The following is a 13,885-nucleotide window of genomic DNA, read 5'->3' as shown; positions in this document are numbered from 1 at the left end:
CGTCACCAGCTTCCCGATGAGCCGCCGCCGCCGGACGAGCCACCGCCGCCGGAAAAGCCGCCACCGCCTGAACCCGACGACCATCCTCCGCCAGAACTTCCCGACCAGCCACCGGAAGACCGCCGGTTCGGCTCGAAGGTCATGCCCAGCCAGCGATAGCGGCCAGGACCGAGTTTCCGGCCGAAGATCGGTGGCAGGATGGAGGCGGCGATGCTGCCGAAGAAGATGATCGCCCAGATGCTTATGAAGATCGCAAAGAACAGATCGTCGGTGTTGAATGGCGGCTGCTGGTTGCGTTCGCCGCGCGCTTCCAGCTCTTCCGGATTGCCTTCCAGCACCATGACCATGTCGTCGACGGCCTTGGCTATGCCGCCGGAGAAGTCGCCGGCGCGGAATGCGGGCACCATGTCGTTTTCGATGATCAACCTGGTGTGCAGGTCGGTCAGCGTGCCTTCCAGCCCGTAGCCGACCTCGATCCGCATCTTGCGGTCGTTATTGGCGACCAGCAAAAGCACGCCATTGTCCTCGCCGGTCTGGCCGAGCTTCCAGGCACGAAACAGACGATTGGCGTAGGGCTCGATCTCCTCGCCGTCGAGGCTAGGAACCGTCGCGACTACGATCTGGTCAGAGCTCTTGGCTTCGAAATCGGCGAGCTTCCGGGTCAGCGCCACCTCGGTCGCGGCATCGATGATACCGGCATTGTCGACAACCCGCCCGGTCAGAACAGGTAATTCGGCGGCGAGAGCGGTGAGCGGGAGAAAGAGGCTAAGGCAAAGAAGGGCTAGAACAACCGGCAGGAATGCAAGGCTGGCGTTCCTTCCCACCCTCCTTTGTCCTGCCGGACATCTCCCCCGCAAGGCGGGAGATCGACTATCGCATTGGCTTTCGCCAATTTTGAATGTTCCAGGAGTGGACGGAACGCAGAAGCTGCCAATCTCCCCCCTTGCGGGGGAGATGTCCGGCAGGACAGAGGGGGGTGGGACGGAGTACAAGGCCAACGGGGATCAGGCCCGCTAATCGCTCGTCACCCGCCCTGCTGCGTGCCGAAATCGACCTTCGGCGTCTGCATCTTGTCTTCCTCGATGGTGAAGTTGGCGAACGGCTGATTGCCGCGGAACCAGAGGGTCGCCCAAATCACCGATGGGAAGGTCTTCAGCGTCAGATTGTACTCCTGCACCGCCTGGATATAGTCACGGCGGGCGACCGCGATGCGGTTCTCGGTGCCTTCAAGCTGCGCCTGCAGTGCCAGAAAATTCTGGTTGGCCTTGAGGTCGGGATAATTCTCCACCACTGCCAGCAACCGCGACAGCGCGCTGGTCAGGCCGGCTTGACTGTCCTGGAATCTCTTGACGGCTTCCGGATCGCTCAGCGTTTCGGGCGTCACCGTCACTTGCGTCGCCTTGGCGCGCGCCTCGACCACGGCCTCGAGCGTATCCTTCTCGTGCGCGGCATAGCCCTTGACCGTCTCGACCAGGTTGGGAATGAGATCGGCGCGGCGCTGGTACTGGTTCAGCACCTGGCTCCATGCGGCCTTAGCGCTTTCCTCCGCCGTCGGAATGGTGTTGTAGCCACAGCCGGCAATCAGTGGCAGCACGATCGTCATCATCAGCAAGGCAGGCAGATTGCGGAAGAAGAAAGGGGAGGAAAGACGCTGAGCAAGCATGGAAAGATCCCTCAATATGACTGGCAGCCGAAGCAGTACCACAATCCGCGTGCAAGAACATGACCTCCGCCTGGGAGCCTTGCTGGTTCTTTATCATTCACTGCCAGGCCCTGTAATTGGCCGGGCGAACAGGTTAAAGTCGCCGCGAAAACAGGGCATTGCCATGGCGGAACGCCAGGACAGCGACGACGAATCGCGCCGCATTATCGAGCGCGTGGCACGTGAAACCGACCCGGGCGGCACCTCGTTCATGGCGCGGACCGCCAAGGGCGCGCGCGATCACGTCACTGCTGCAGACGCCGACCAGTCGGACCCGATCGAATATTGGGGCACGCGCATTGGCCGGGCACTAGGGCTCATTGTCGGCATTGGCCTGTTGATCTGGCTCGTGCTTTTCCTCAGCCAAAGTTAGGAACCTCGTGAGCACCGAAGAACACGACGCGCCGCGCGCGGTCATCGTCATTTCCAGCCATGTCGCGCGCGGCTCGGTCGGCAACCGCGCCGCGGTCTTTGCGCTGGAGACGCTCGGCTTTCCGGTGTGGGCGGTGCCGACCGTCATACTGCCCTGGCATCCGGGCCATGGACGGGCGACGCGCATCGTGCCGCCGCTCGATCAATTCAAGGCGCTGATGGCTGATCTCGAGCGCGCGCCATGGCTGGGCGAGGTCGGCGCGGTGCTGTCTGGCTACCTCGGCGAAGGCGGCCAGGCCGACGCCGTCGCCTCGGTGGTCGGCGCGGTCAAGGCGAAGACGCCGGACGCCGTCTATATCTGCGACCCGGTGATGGGCGATTCGGGCGGGCTCTTTGTGCCGGAGACCACCGCCATTGCCATGCGCGACCGGCTGATGCCGATCGCCGACATCGCCACGCCAAACCGCTACGAGCTGGAATGGATGGCGGGAGCGCCGCTGCCCGATCTCAAGGCGGTGATGGCGGCCGCCCTTGATGCCGGGCCGTCGACCATGCTGGTCACTTCGGCGCCGGCGATGATGGCCGGCGGCACCGGCAATCTGCTGCTCAACGGCAACCAGGCGCTGCTCGCCGAACATCGCCTCATCGAAAAGCCGCCCAATGGGCTCGGCGACCTGACGGCGGCCGTCTATCTGGCACGCATCCTGTCCGGCCAGCCGGCGGTCAAGGCACTGCAGTCGACCACGGCGGCGGTCTACGAGATCCTGGCGCGCACCGCCAAGCGCGGCGGCGACGAATTGCAGCTCGAAACCGACGCCCAGAGCCTGTCGCACCCGATGGCGATGGTGCAGCTTCGCCATCTCCTGCATCCGGGGCGGGACAAAAGAGCGTGACTGTTGTCGGCGTCGACGGCTGCAAGGCCGGCTGGATCGCCGTTCGCCGCGATCCGGGCGCAGCACCTTCGGCAGCCGTTTTACCCAGCTTCGCAGCACTGCTCGACGCATTGCCGGCCGATGCCACAGTCGCCGTCGACATGCCGATCGGCCTGCCCGATCTTTCGCAAAAGGGCGGCCGTGGGCCGGAGGCACTGGTGCGGCCGCTGCTTGGTAACAGGCAATCCAGCGTCTTCGCCATCCCCTCGCGTGCGGCGCTTTATGCGCAAACAGATGGCTTCACCACGATCGAGGCCTGGTATGCCGCGCATCGCCAGGCAAGCGAAGTGGCGAAGGCGACCTCCGATCCGCCGCGTGGCGTCTCGATCCAGGCCTTCGGCATTTTTGCCAAGATCCGCGAGATCGATGCCGTGCTGATCGCGCGTCCCGAACTGCGCAGCCGCGTCTTCGAATCGCATCCGGAGGTCGCCTTCTGCCGACTGAATGGCGATCAGGCAATGTGCTTGCCGAAGAAGATCAAGGGCGTCATCAACCCGGCCGGCATGGCGGAACGCAAGGCGCTGCTTTGCCAGCACGGTTATATCAGGGACTTTCTAGACCGGACGCCGCCGCGAGGCGCTGCTGCCGACGACTTTCTCGACGCAGCGGTGATGATGCTGATTGCCGGCCGTATCGCCAGCGGCGAGGCAAAGCCGTTTCCGGATCCGCCGCTCGCCGACCGTTTTGGCATCCCTGTGGCGATCTGGGCATGAATTTCCTCGCCCCGTCTATCGGCGAGGCAATCGCATTGGAAGGACCTTCCAGCGTGCAATTGCAGTCCTCTGCGATTCGGCATTGCTCGCGACCGGCTTTTGCCGCTAGAGCCTTCCTGACTTAAAAGAGCTGCCGCCTAACCCGGAAAGGCTCCAGACGCCGCCTATGCCTCATCTCCCTGACCATCTGCTCACCGGCTATCGCAATTTCATGAGCGGCCGCTATCTCGCCGAAAGCGGACGCTATCGCTCGCTCGCTCGCGAGGGCCAGTCCCCCGAAACGATGATCGTTGCCTGCTGCGACTCCCGCGCGGCTCCCGAGGCGATCTTCGACGCTGGCCCCGGCGAACTCTTCGTGCTGCGCAATGTCGGCAATCTGGTGCCGCCCTATGCGCCCGACGACCAGTTCCACTCGACTTCGGCGGCGCTCGAATTCGCCGTGCAGAGCCTTAAGGTCAAGAATATCGTGGTGATGGGCCATGGCCGCTGCGGCGGCATCCGCGCGGCACTCGACCCCACGGCCGCGCCCTTGTCGCCCGGCGACTTCATCGGCAAGTGGATGAGCCTGATTGCGCCGGCGGCCGAGACCGTGTCTTCTAGCACTTTCATGACGGCGGCGGAGCGCCAGACCGCATTGGAACGCATTTCGATCCGCTATTCGATCGCTAATCTCAGGACCTTCCCCTGCGTCTCGATCCTGGAAGGCAAGGGACGGCTGTCGCTGCATGGCGCCTGGTTCGACATCTCGACCGGCGAGCTCTGGGTGATGAACAAGGACACCGGTGACTTCGAGCGGCCGGAGATCACATAGGTGGGTTGCATGGGATGCCGTTCGATCGCTTCGGCCGCAGCGGCGCTGCTGCTTTCAATCGTATCCGCCCGCGCCGACGACGGCGCGCTCATCGGCCGCTGGTATGCGGCGCTGCTGGTCGCCGATCGCACGGAATTGTCGGATCTGCTTGCCGACGACGTCCGGATAAAACTCGACGACCTCGGCGTCGTCCAGACCAAACAGGAATTCATCGCCTCCATCGACGACTGGCAAGGCGCTGTCGCCGGGGCTGAAATCCGGCATCGGATCGAGAAGACCGAAGGTGGCGTCACCACAGTGATCGCCTGCTATGATTTCCCCAACAACGACGCGCTGATGCAGGAAACCTTCGCGATCGCCGACAACCGCATCACCGCCAGTTCGCAGGCGGCGATCGCGGAAAACTGCGACGCCTATTGAGCGGTTACCGATATTGCGTACGGCAAGCCAGCGCCTTACATCGGTGATGATCCCGCCCTGCCTCTACAGCCACTCAGCGAAAGCCCCTCACTTAACGAAAGATTGCCCATGCCGTCCGCCGTCGACCTTGCCGCCCATCCGCTGACCACCTGGCAAGGGCCGCTCGGCCTGCCCGATTTCACCCGCATCGGCGACGGCGATTTTTCCGGGGTTTTCGATGCGGCATTGACGGCGCATGAGGCAGAGATCGAGGCGATAGCAGGCAACACCGAGACGCCGACCATCGAGAATACGCTAGCGACGCTGGAGCTTGGCGGCGAGGCGCTCGATCACGTCTCGTCGATCTTCTGGTGCCGGGCCGGCGCCCACACCAACGAAGCGATCCAGGCGCTGGAGCGCGACATCTCGCCAAAAATGTCGCGGCATTTCTCGGCGATCTCGATGAACGAGAGGCTGTTTGCCCGCATCGACGATCTCTACCAGCGCCGTGACGCCCTGAAGCTCGATGCCGAAACGCTGCGGGTGCTGGAAAAGACCTGGAAAAATTTCGTCCGCTCCGGCGCCACGCTCGACGCCGAGGGCAAGAAGCGGCTGGCGACGATCAATGAGGAACTGTCGTCGCTCGGCACGACGTTCGGCCAGAACCTGCTTGCCGACGAGCGCGACTGGGCGCTGTTCCTCGACGAGGCCGACCTTGCCGGCCTGCCGGAATTCCTGAAAAGCGCGATGGCGGAGGCTGCCGAGATACGCGGCCAGAAAGGCCGCTATGCCGTCACCCTGTCGCGTTCGATTTACGAGCCGTTCTCGACCTTCTCCGAACGCCGCGACCTGCGCGAGATCGCCTTCCGCGCCTTCACCATGCGCGGCCAGAATGGCGGCGCCAGCGACAACACCGGCGTGGTGCGCGACATGCTGAAGCTTCGCGCCGAAAAAGCGAAGCTGCTCGGCTATGCTTCCTACGCCGCGCTGAAGCTCGACGACACCATGGCAAAGACGCCGCAGGCGGTGCATACGCTGCTCGACCCGGTCTGGGAAAAAGCCTTGGAAAAGGCCGCAAGCGACCAGGCCGAGTTGCAGCGGCTGGCGGCCGAGGCCGGCAGCAACGAAAAAATCGCTGCCTGGGACTGGCGCTTCTACCAGGAGAAGCTGCGCGCCGAGAAATTCGCTTTCGACGAGGCCGAGCTGAAGCCCTATCTGCAGCTCGACCGCATCATCGACGCCTGCTTCGACGTGGCGACACGATTGTTCGGCATCACCTTCGAGGAGAAGAAAGGCATCGCCACCTGGCATCCGGACGCACGCGTGTTCGTCGTCAGGAATGCCGACGGCAGCGAGCTTGGTCTGTTCCTGGCCGACTATTTCGCGCGGCCCTCCAAACGCTCCGGCGCCTGGATGAGCGCGCTGAAATCCGGCTATAAGCTTGGCCAAGGCTCCAAGCCGGTCATCTACAACATCATGAATTTCGCCAAGCCGCCGGAGGGCGAGGCAGCACTTTTGTCGGTCGACGAGGCAAAGACCCTTTTCCACGAATTCGGTCATGCGCTGCACGGCATGCTGACCGACGTCACCTGGCCGTCGGTCGCGGGCACCTCGGTCAGCCGCGATTTCGTCGAATTGCCCTCGCAACTCTACGAGCACTGGCTGACCGTGCCGGCGGTACTGGAAAAGCATGCGCTGCATGTGAAGACCGGCATTCCGATGCCGAAGGCGCTGGTCGACAAGATGCTGGCGGCGCGCACCTTCGGCGCCGGCTTCGCCACGGTCGAGTTCACCGCCTCGGCGCTGGTCGACATGGCCTACCATGCGCGGCCGGATGCACCGGAGGAGCCGCTTCGTTTCGAAGCCGAAACGCTTGAGAAGCTCAACATGCCCGACACCATTGCCATGCGTCATCGCACCCCACATTTCGGCCACATTTTTGCCGGCGACGGCTATTCGGCCGGCTATTATTCCTACATGTGGTCGGAGGTGCTCGACGCCGACGCCTTCGCCGCCTTCGAGGAGACTGGCGACCCGTTCAATCCGGCGCTGGCCGAGCGGCTCAGGAAGAACATCTATGCCGCCGGCGGTTCGAAGGACCCGGAAGAGCTCTACACCGCCTTCCGCGGCAAGATGCCGTCGCCCGAGGCGATGATGGCCAAGCGCGGGCTGGTCTGAGCGCGACCAAGGCGCAAGACCTCCTAGATGTTGGCGGGACAGAGGGGGTGGGAAGGAATGAGATGCTGTGAAGCGAGCCCGCCTCAAGCGGTGCTGAGCGCCTCGATGCTTTTCACCAGCACGGCCGGATCCCCGAGGACGCGCAGCGTCTTCAGCCGGGCCGTCCCGCCGGCGACGACCGAGACGGCCGATCGCGGCACTCCCAGCGCCTTGGCGACCAGCCGTTCGAGCGCTTGATTGGCGGCGCCGTTTTCCGGCAGGGCGCGGACGCGAGCCTTCAGGTGGCTTCGCCCGTCCGCCGAGATCTCGATGCCTTCGAGCCGGTCGATCGCCGCTTTCGGCGTCAGCCTAACGAACAGGTCGACGCCGTCGTCGCGCAGGCGAAACGGCGCAGTCATCGAACGACCAGCTCAGACGACCAGCGGCGCCACCGTGGTGAGCAGGAACTGCCGGAGGAAGAACAGGATCAGAAGCAGGATGATCGGCGAAATGTCGATGCCGCCGAGATCGGGCAGGAAGCGGCGGATCGGCCGCAGCGCCGGCTCGGTCAGCCGGAAGAGCATGTTGCTGACGCTATCGACGAACTGGTTGCGCGAGTTGACGACGTTGAAGGCGTAGAGCCAAGAGAAAATCGCCGAAGCGATGATAATCCACCAATAAATGTCAAGCGCCAGGACAATGGTCTGAATGAGGGCTATCATGCCGGTCTCCAATTGTTGCCGACATGTAGCCATTGCAGGCGAAAGCGGCAAGAGCCAGCTGCCGCGGCACGCAAGGCCGGTGGCTGGTCGTCCGGCTTTTGGGCAAAACGCCGTCTTGACAGGAAACCGCCGCGCCCGATAAATGCGCCCATCCGCTGGACGGGGCTGTAGCTCAGCTGGGAGAGCGCGTCGTTCGCAATGACGAGGTCAGGAGTTCGATCCTCCTCAGCTCCACCAGCGGGATATCATAACCGATTGAACTAGCAATCGCTTTTCGCGGCAGATTTTGGTGTCGCCGCTTCCATCCCCATTTCAGCTGTTCGTGCCCCGCCAAATTGGCCTCTACTAGGTCGGGAAAAGAATGCCTACCGAAAGGCTGTTGCCGAACGGTATTCGCTGTTTTCAGCGCGAAAGGCATCGTCAAGGCCCGCTGAATTCCCAGTGTTCCTCCACTGTTCTCAGCGGTGATGGCGCCCAGGCTTCAGCTACATGTCTAACTGTTCCGCAACTGTTTCAGTTGGCTGTGGCGCAGGCAAATCCCCACTGTTCGGCCACTGTTCTCAGTGGGTAAGCCGTTATTTTCCCTTTCTTCAAGGTCTGGCCCGTTGCAAGCCGGCCCTGCGCCAGGGCACGTGCGGATCGGCGCGTCGCGTCATCACAATGAAGGGCGACATTCGCGGGCGTCTAGGGGATCATCCTGTCCGGGGGGTAAATAGGGAACACCGCGGATGGCGGCAGTGGGTCTTTACAGTTGCCCGTGGAATCCACCTTGGGCCTGCGTGCTGGGAGGGGCGAAAGGCAGCTACGTCGCAGAGAACCTTTACCGCGAAGGTGGCTATCAGCTGGACTTTGACATGCCCCGTCCCGCTAGGTAGCGGCGATCTTGGGAGTCTCTCGTCATGAAGATTTCGTCCAGATTTCGTTCAGTCGCGGTTGCCGTCATCGCCGCCGCGGGAGTCGGCATTGCCAGCGCCGCGGAGCTCAAGGAAGGTGTGCAAACGCCGCCCGGCGAGCATGAGGTGGCATTACGACGCGAATTGGCCGCAGCCCGAGCGGAGCTAGAAGCTATGCAGCGCGCGGCACGTGACGCAAGCGCCCAGGCACACGCATTGGCCACCACGGTGGCTAAGCAGGCACAAACCCTGAAAGAGCAGCAGCAAATAGACGAAGCGCTGGAGACGGCGCAGCGCGTTATCGAAAACTTTAGGGCCGAAGCCGATCTCTGGGACCGCGAGCAGGCAGCCGGAGCGACGCACCCCTCCATGGGAGCCTCTCAGGTTGCTGCGAAGCGAGCGCTTGATGAGGAGAGGCGCAAGGTTGAACTCTTGGAACAAGAACTCACCGCGGCTCGCCAAACTATCGACGCTCTTAAGACAGACGCAAACCTCGCCGCGGTCGAGAAGACCAACGCCATAAAGGACCGATCGGTGGCCGAGGCCGCTCTAAAGCAAGCTGGAGAAGCACTCGAACTGGAACGCGAACGAACAGATTCAGCTGTACGCGACCTCGATATCGTCCGCAAGGAACGCGATGCTTCAAAGCAGGTCTCGGCAGGGTTGAGTGCGGCGCTGGAACAAGAGCGTGAAAGGGCTATCGGTCTTGCCCGCAGCCTCAGTGCCGCGCGTAAGGCAATTGACCTCGTGAAGGATAAACGTCGCACTGCGGCTGTGGAGCGCGCGCCGAAAGCCCGTAACTCCGCGAGTGGACTTGCGAATACATTATCGCGGTCGGACGGCCAACCAGCCGGTAAACCGCGCTTGCAGGAAAAACGGAAAGTCAAGGTCCAAAAGTCGCCGCAACCTGTTCTGCCGGCAACCATCGCTCTTCCCGCCGCATTGCTCCCAACGCGACCACCGAAAAAGCTCAACCTGCGCCAGTAGAAAGACCAGGGAGCGTACGCCGCAGAGGAATATGATGATGAAAAAGTACATCGCGGCCGCGTTGACGATCGGAATCGCAATCGGGCCTGCCTGGGCTCAAGACACAGGCATCGGCGGTAAGGCCGGCGGTCTCGGAGTCGGCGCTGGAGTGAGCGCCGGTTCGCAAGGCGCATCTGTGGGGGCGGGTGCGAGCGTCGGCGGTGTAGGAGTCGGTGCTGGAGTGAGCGCCGGTTCGCAAGGCGCATCTGTGGGGGCGGGCGCAAGCGTCGGCGGTCCCGGGGTCGGTGCTGGAGTGAGCGCCGGTTCGCAAGGCGCATCTGTGGGGGCGGGCACGAGCGTCGGCAGTGGAGCAAACGTTGGAGCCTCGGTCGGCGCAGGTGGCGGCACTCCCGGTAGTCCGGCCGCAGTCACCACAGCCACTGCCCCTGCCAAGACTGCCAGGCAATCGATCGTCCTGCCACCCGTCCTCATGCCTTCTAAACCTGGTGACGGTGACTCCACCAAGGCTCTTGGACCGCTGAAAGCGAAACCCGGTACGCCGGCTGCGGTCGTGCAAGCCTGCCGCGCGGCGATCATGTCCGCCGCGACGCCGCTTGGCGCCGTCAGTGTCCACGCGGCAAGCGCAGGTGCCTTGCGTCAACGTCAAGGCGCCCTCACCGCGCCGATCGAGGTGCGAATAGACTACGCAAGACAAGGCGGCATCGAAGTTCGGCGGGCGCGAGTCGGCTGTCGCCTCGATGCGGCTGGCAGGGTCACCGCAGTGATATAGCGCCAAGCCTGTCAGGCACTTTTCGGAATCCGAGGACAATGCGCCGGCAACCAGCGCAATCTGGTCGTCGAGGCGCATGGCCAGCCGGTGCACGGCGCCGATAAAGGCGTTGCGGCTGCCACGCACCCATGCCGACCCGCAAGCATTCACGCATGGATCCGTCAGTAATTGCGTAAGACCATGATTTGAAAACTCCCTGGAAGATTGACTATCGGGAATTGGCGTTCCCTAATCTGGAGAAAATGGAAAACTTTGTTCCGGGAGGAGGAATGGAGCTTCGGCTGGACGGCAAGGTGGTGCTGGTCACCGGCGCGACACAAGGCATTGGCCGGGCGATCGCCGAGACGCTCGCCCGTTCTGGCGCCGGCGGCCTGCTGGTCACCGGACGCGAGCCCGCGCGTGGCAACGAGGCCGCCGCATCGGTTTCGGAGACAGGTACGCCGACGACTTTTGTCGCCGCCGATCTGGCTGATACCACGGCGCCGGCGCGGCTGGTGAACGAATGCGTCAGCCGCTTCGGGCGCATCGACGCGCTGGTCAACGCCGCCGGCCTGACCAATCGCGCTTCGTTTCTCGATGCCGACCTCGACGATTGGGCGGCGCTGTTTGCCGTCAACGCCCGGGCGCCCTTTTTCCTGATGCAGGCAGCCATCACGCAGATGCGCAAGCAGGGACAAGGCGGCGCCATCGTCAACATCCTTTCGATCAACGCGCATTGCGGCTCGCCCGAACTCGCCGTCTATTCCGCCACCAAGGGCGCGCTCGCTACGCTGACCCGCAACGCCGCCAACGCGCATCGTTTCGACCGCATCCGCGTCAACGGCATCAATGTCGGCTGGACCGACACCCCGGCCGAACGCATCATGCAGGCCGAGACGCTGGGACACGGTCCAGGTTGGATCGATGCGGCCAACGCGTCGCAGCCTTTCGGACGCCTGCTGGCGGCCGACGAGGTGGCGAACCTCGCCGTCTTCCTGCTCTCCGACGCCTCCGGGCCGATGACCGGCGCCCTGATCGACCAGGAGCAATGGGTCGTAGGGGCGAACCGGTGAAGGCTGCTGTCGCACCTCTCGAAGCAATCGGCCCGGCACTGCTTAGCCGGCTTCCTTCCTCGGCTCCAAAAACCGTCTTACGACCGGACGGCGCTGGCCCCGGGCATCGCCCATATCGGCGTCGGCGCCTTCCACCGCTGCTTTGCCGGGTCGCGCGGCCTGGCGGACTGGATCGCCGCCAACGATGATTTCCGCACGGCTGTCACGGCCAGTCACGACGGCTTGCTCTGCGACGATCCGATGGCTCAGACAGCTTTGCGCATTGTCGACCAGTCGCACGGTTGAAGCGGCCGGCGCAATCGGCATAGTAGGTCGCCACGACCAGGGGAGGGCAACATGAAGCTCGGACTGCTCACCGCACCGTTTGCCGACACCCCGCTCGGCGAGGTCGCCGACTGGGCAAGTTCGGCCGGCTTCGAGGCGCTGGAGATCGCCTGCTGGCCGAAATCCTCAGGCGCCGCCCGGCGCTATGCCGGCACCAGCCATATCGACGCCGCCTCGACCTCGGCCTCGCAGGCCAAGGAAATCGCGGCCGCACTGGCGGAAAACAAGCTGTCGATCTCGGGCCTCGGCTTCTACCCCAATCCGCTGCATCCCGATGCCACCCACCGCAAGACCGTCATCGACCATCTGAAGAAGGTGATCGTGCTGGCGAGCCATATGGGCGTTCCGCTGGTCAACACCTTTTGCGGCGGCGACGCTGCAAAAACCATCGACGCCAACTGGCAAGAGGCGCTCACAGTCTGGCCCGATATCATCGCCCATGCGCGCGACAACGGCGTCAAGCTGGCATTCGAGAACTGCCCGATGATCTTCAGCTATGACGAGTGGCCGGGCGGGCACAACATCGCTTACTCGCCGTACATCTGGCGCCGCATCCTCGATGCCTGGGGCGGCGATGTCGGCATGAACTTCGACCCGTCTCACCTGGTCTGGCAGATGATCGACCAGGCCCGCTTCATCAGGGAGTTCGGCCCGTACATGCTGCATGTCCATGCCAAGGACCTGATGATCGACCATGATGGACTTTACGAGCGCGGTATTCTGTCGGCCGGCATGGGCTGGCAGGTGCCGCGCATGCCGGGGCTTGGCGATGTCGACTGGAATGTGATCTTCTCCGGCCTCTACCGGGCCGGGTACGACGGGCCCATCATCATCGAGCACGAGGACCGGCGGTTTGAGGGGAGCGATGAAAGCGTCAAGCGCGGCTTTCTGCTGGCCCGCGACGTGCTGCGCCCCTTGGTGAAATGAGCCCCTTTTCGAACTGAAACGAGATCAATGTGGAGGAAGACTGAAATGAAAAAATATCTGGCAATGGTCCCGCTGCTTGCCGGCGCGGCGTTTCTGGCTTCGGTGGGCGTCTCGTCCGCTGAAGCCAAATACACGATCGGCGTTTCCAACACGGTGCAGGGCAATGGCTGGCGCGAGGAAATGATCTGCGCCATCAAGGCGCAGGCGCTGGCCTCCGGCGAGATCACCAAGCTGAACATCGCCCATCGCAACACCGACGCCGCCGGCCAGCTAGAGGACATCCGCAACCTGATCAGCGCCAAGGTCAGCGCCATCGTCGTCAACCCGGCCGATCCGGCCGGCATCAAGTCGGCGCTCGAGGAAGCGACCAAGGCCGGCATCGTCGTCGTTGCCGTCGACCAGGCGGTCACCGAGCCCTCGGCCTACATCATCTCCAACAACCAGGAGCAGTACGCCTATCTCGGCGCCAAATGGCTGTTCCAGCAGATCGGCGGCAAGGGCGACGTGGTCTACATGCGCGGCGCCGCCGGCGCCTCGGCCGACAGCGACCGCGACAAAGGTTTTAAGAAGGCGCTTGCCGAATTCCCCGATGTGAAGGTCGTGCATGAGGTCTTCACCGGCTGGCAGCAGGATCAGGGCAAGCAGCAGATCCTCGATTTCATAGCCACCGGATCGCCGTTCAACGGCATCTGGACCTCGGGCATCGACAATGTGATCGTCGACGCGCTGGTCGAGTCGCAGACGCCGTTGGTGCCGGTGGTCGGCGCCGACAATGCCGGCTTCGTCGGCCAGCTGAACTCGGTCGAAGGCCTCGTTGGCGCGGCAGTGACCAACCCCGGCTCGATCGGCGGCGCCGGCGTGACGCTGGCTCTGCAGATCCTGAACGGCAAGAAGCCGGCGGAGCAGACCGTGCTGGTCGAGCCGCAGCTCTGGGAAAACGCCACGGAGGAGGGCAAGGCCAAGCTGAAGAGCGTAGCCGACCCGTCGCTGAGCCCGGAATGGCCGATCTCGATCTCCATTCCGGAGTGGACCACCTACACCAAGGACCAGATCATCGCCTGCAAGGGCCCGGGCGAGTAACGGGCTTTCGCTGCAGACCATGACCGTTTCCAACTTGTCCGGAGA

At 63.5% G+C, this 13,885-nt stretch carries 16 protein-coding genes, 1 tRNA gene and 1 pseudogene; 12 read left to right on the top strand and 6 right to left on the bottom strand.

The annotated features are described in order from the left end of the window. Window positions 1-2: 2 nt before the first annotated feature. Together EN807_RS06050 and EN807_RS06040 are read right to left on the bottom strand one after the other, a co-directional pair. Window positions 3-797 carry a YgcG family protein gene (locus EN807_RS06050; RefSeq protein ID WP_189522452.1) on the bottom strand — a complete coding sequence of 265 codons (795 nt, stop codon included), beginning with the start codon at window positions 795-797 and terminating at the stop codon, window positions 3-5. A 227-nt stretch (window positions 798-1,024) separates the two neighbouring features. Further along, a complete protein-coding gene (locus EN807_RS06040; RefSeq protein ID WP_135934258.1) occupies window positions 1,025-1,663 on the bottom strand; it encodes a LemA family protein in 639 nt (212 codons plus the stop codon). A 163-nt stretch (window positions 1,664-1,826) separates the two neighbouring features. On the opposite strand from EN807_RS06040, the gene EN807_RS06035 reads away from it, so the two are divergent. The 6 genes from EN807_RS06035 to EN807_RS06010 all read left to right on the top strand — a co-directional run bounded on the left by EN807_RS06035 (window position 1,827) and on the right by EN807_RS06010 (window position 7,107). Further along, window positions 1,827-2,075 (top strand): hypothetical protein, encoded by a 249-nt coding sequence (locus EN807_RS06035; protein ID WP_127315157.1) that lies wholly within the window; start codon window positions 1,827-1,829, stop codon window positions 2,073-2,075. A gap of 7 nt (window positions 2,076-2,082) precedes the next feature. After that, complete coding sequence (gene pdxY / locus EN807_RS06030; RefSeq protein WP_135934257.1) at window positions 2,083-2,967, top strand: pyridoxal kinase PdxY; 885 nt, start codon at window positions 2,083-2,085, stop codon at window positions 2,965-2,967. Then, a complete protein-coding gene (locus EN807_RS06025; protein ID WP_135934256.1) occupies window positions 2,964-3,719 on the top strand; it encodes a DUF429 domain-containing protein in 756 nt (251 codons plus the stop codon). The genes pdxY and EN807_RS06025 overlap by 4 nt, the downstream gene beginning before the upstream one ends. Window positions 3,720-3,885: 166 nt before the next feature. Beyond that, window positions 3,886-4,530, top strand: coding sequence for a carbonic anhydrase (locus tag EN807_RS06020; protein WP_029349125.1), 645 nt, complete (start codon window positions 3,886-3,888; stop codon window positions 4,528-4,530). Window positions 4,531-4,539: 9 nt separating this feature from the next. Then, a complete protein-coding gene (locus EN807_RS06015) occupies window positions 4,540-4,950 on the top strand; it encodes a nuclear transport factor 2 family protein (RefSeq protein WP_127315161.1) in 411 nt (136 codons plus the stop codon). 102 nt (window positions 4,951-5,052) lie between these two features. Continuing rightward, window positions 5,053-7,107 carry a M3 family metallopeptidase gene (locus EN807_RS06010; RefSeq protein ID WP_135934255.1) on the top strand — a complete coding sequence of 685 codons (2,055 nt, stop codon included), beginning with the start codon at window positions 5,053-5,055 and terminating at the stop codon, window positions 7,105-7,107. A gap of 83 nt (window positions 7,108-7,190) precedes the next feature. Here the strand turns inward: EN807_RS06010 and EN807_RS06005 are convergent, their stop codons facing one another. Both EN807_RS06005 and EN807_RS06000 read right to left on the bottom strand, forming a co-directional pair. Next, a complete protein-coding gene (locus EN807_RS06005; RefSeq protein WP_127315163.1) occupies window positions 7,191-7,505 on the bottom strand; it encodes a DUF167 family protein in 315 nt (104 codons plus the stop codon). 12 nt (window positions 7,506-7,517) lie between these two features. Further along, entirely contained in the window at window positions 7,518-7,808 is a 291-nt protein-coding gene (locus EN807_RS06000; protein WP_023800489.1) for a YggT family protein, read from the bottom strand. Window positions 7,809-7,969: 161 nt separating this feature from the next. Between EN807_RS06000 and EN807_RS05995 the strand changes: the two genes are divergently transcribed. The 3 genes from EN807_RS05995 (at window position 7,970) to EN807_RS36385 (ending at window position 10,457) form a co-directional block, all read left to right on the top strand. Next, window positions 7,970-8,045 (top strand) — tRNA-Ala (locus EN807_RS05995). A gap of 662 nt (window positions 8,046-8,707) precedes the next feature. Next, the gene (locus tag EN807_RS05990; protein WP_135934254.1) at window positions 8,708-9,688 is read left to right on the top strand and encodes a hypothetical protein; all 981 of its coding nucleotides are present in this window, start codon (window positions 8,708-8,710) and stop codon (window positions 9,686-9,688) included. 37 nt (window positions 9,689-9,725) lie between these two features. Then, window positions 9,726-10,457 (top strand): hypothetical protein, encoded by a 732-nt coding sequence (locus tag EN807_RS36385; RefSeq protein ID WP_135934253.1) that lies wholly within the window; start codon window positions 9,726-9,728, stop codon window positions 10,455-10,457. Between the two features lie 21 nt (window positions 10,458-10,478). Here EN807_RS36385 and EN807_RS36380 read toward each other — a convergent pair. After that, window positions 10,479-10,611 (bottom strand): annotated as a pseudogene (locus tag EN807_RS36380) (gfo/Idh/MocA family oxidoreductase); the annotation flags it as partial. Between the two features lie 115 nt (window positions 10,612-10,726). Here EN807_RS36380 and EN807_RS05975 point away from each other — a divergent pair. Beyond that, complete coding sequence (locus EN807_RS05975) at window positions 10,727-11,509, top strand: SDR family oxidoreductase (protein WP_135934252.1); 783 nt, start codon at window positions 10,727-10,729, stop codon at window positions 11,507-11,509. Between the two features lie 42 nt (window positions 11,510-11,551). On the opposite strand, the gene EN807_RS35420 is transcribed toward EN807_RS05975, so the two are convergent. Beyond that, entirely contained in the window at window positions 11,552-11,815 is a 264-nt protein-coding gene (locus tag EN807_RS35420) for a hypothetical protein (RefSeq protein ID WP_189522357.1), read from the bottom strand. Between the two features lie 30 nt (window positions 11,816-11,845). Between EN807_RS35420 and EN807_RS05970 the strand changes: the two genes are divergently transcribed. Together EN807_RS05970 and EN807_RS05965 are read left to right on the top strand one after the other, a co-directional pair. After that, window positions 11,846-12,760 (top strand): sugar phosphate isomerase/epimerase, encoded by a 915-nt coding sequence (locus EN807_RS05970; protein ID WP_135934251.1) that lies wholly within the window; start codon window positions 11,846-11,848, stop codon window positions 12,758-12,760. Between the two features lie 45 nt (window positions 12,761-12,805). Next, window positions 12,806-13,840 (top strand): ABC transporter substrate-binding protein, encoded by a 1,035-nt coding sequence (locus EN807_RS05965; RefSeq protein WP_135934250.1) that lies wholly within the window; start codon window positions 12,806-12,808, stop codon window positions 13,838-13,840. Window positions 13,841-13,885 lie beyond the last annotated feature (45 nt).

This window comes from Mesorhizobium sp. M5C.F.Ca.ET.164.01.1.1, from assembly GCF_004792125.1.
In the GTDB taxonomy this organism is placed as follows: domain Bacteria; phylum Pseudomonadota; class Alphaproteobacteria; order Rhizobiales; family Rhizobiaceae; genus Mesorhizobium; species Mesorhizobium wenxiniae.
Note: the sequence above shows the minus strand (reverse complement) of the source record. Positions and strands in the feature narration are given on the sequence as shown.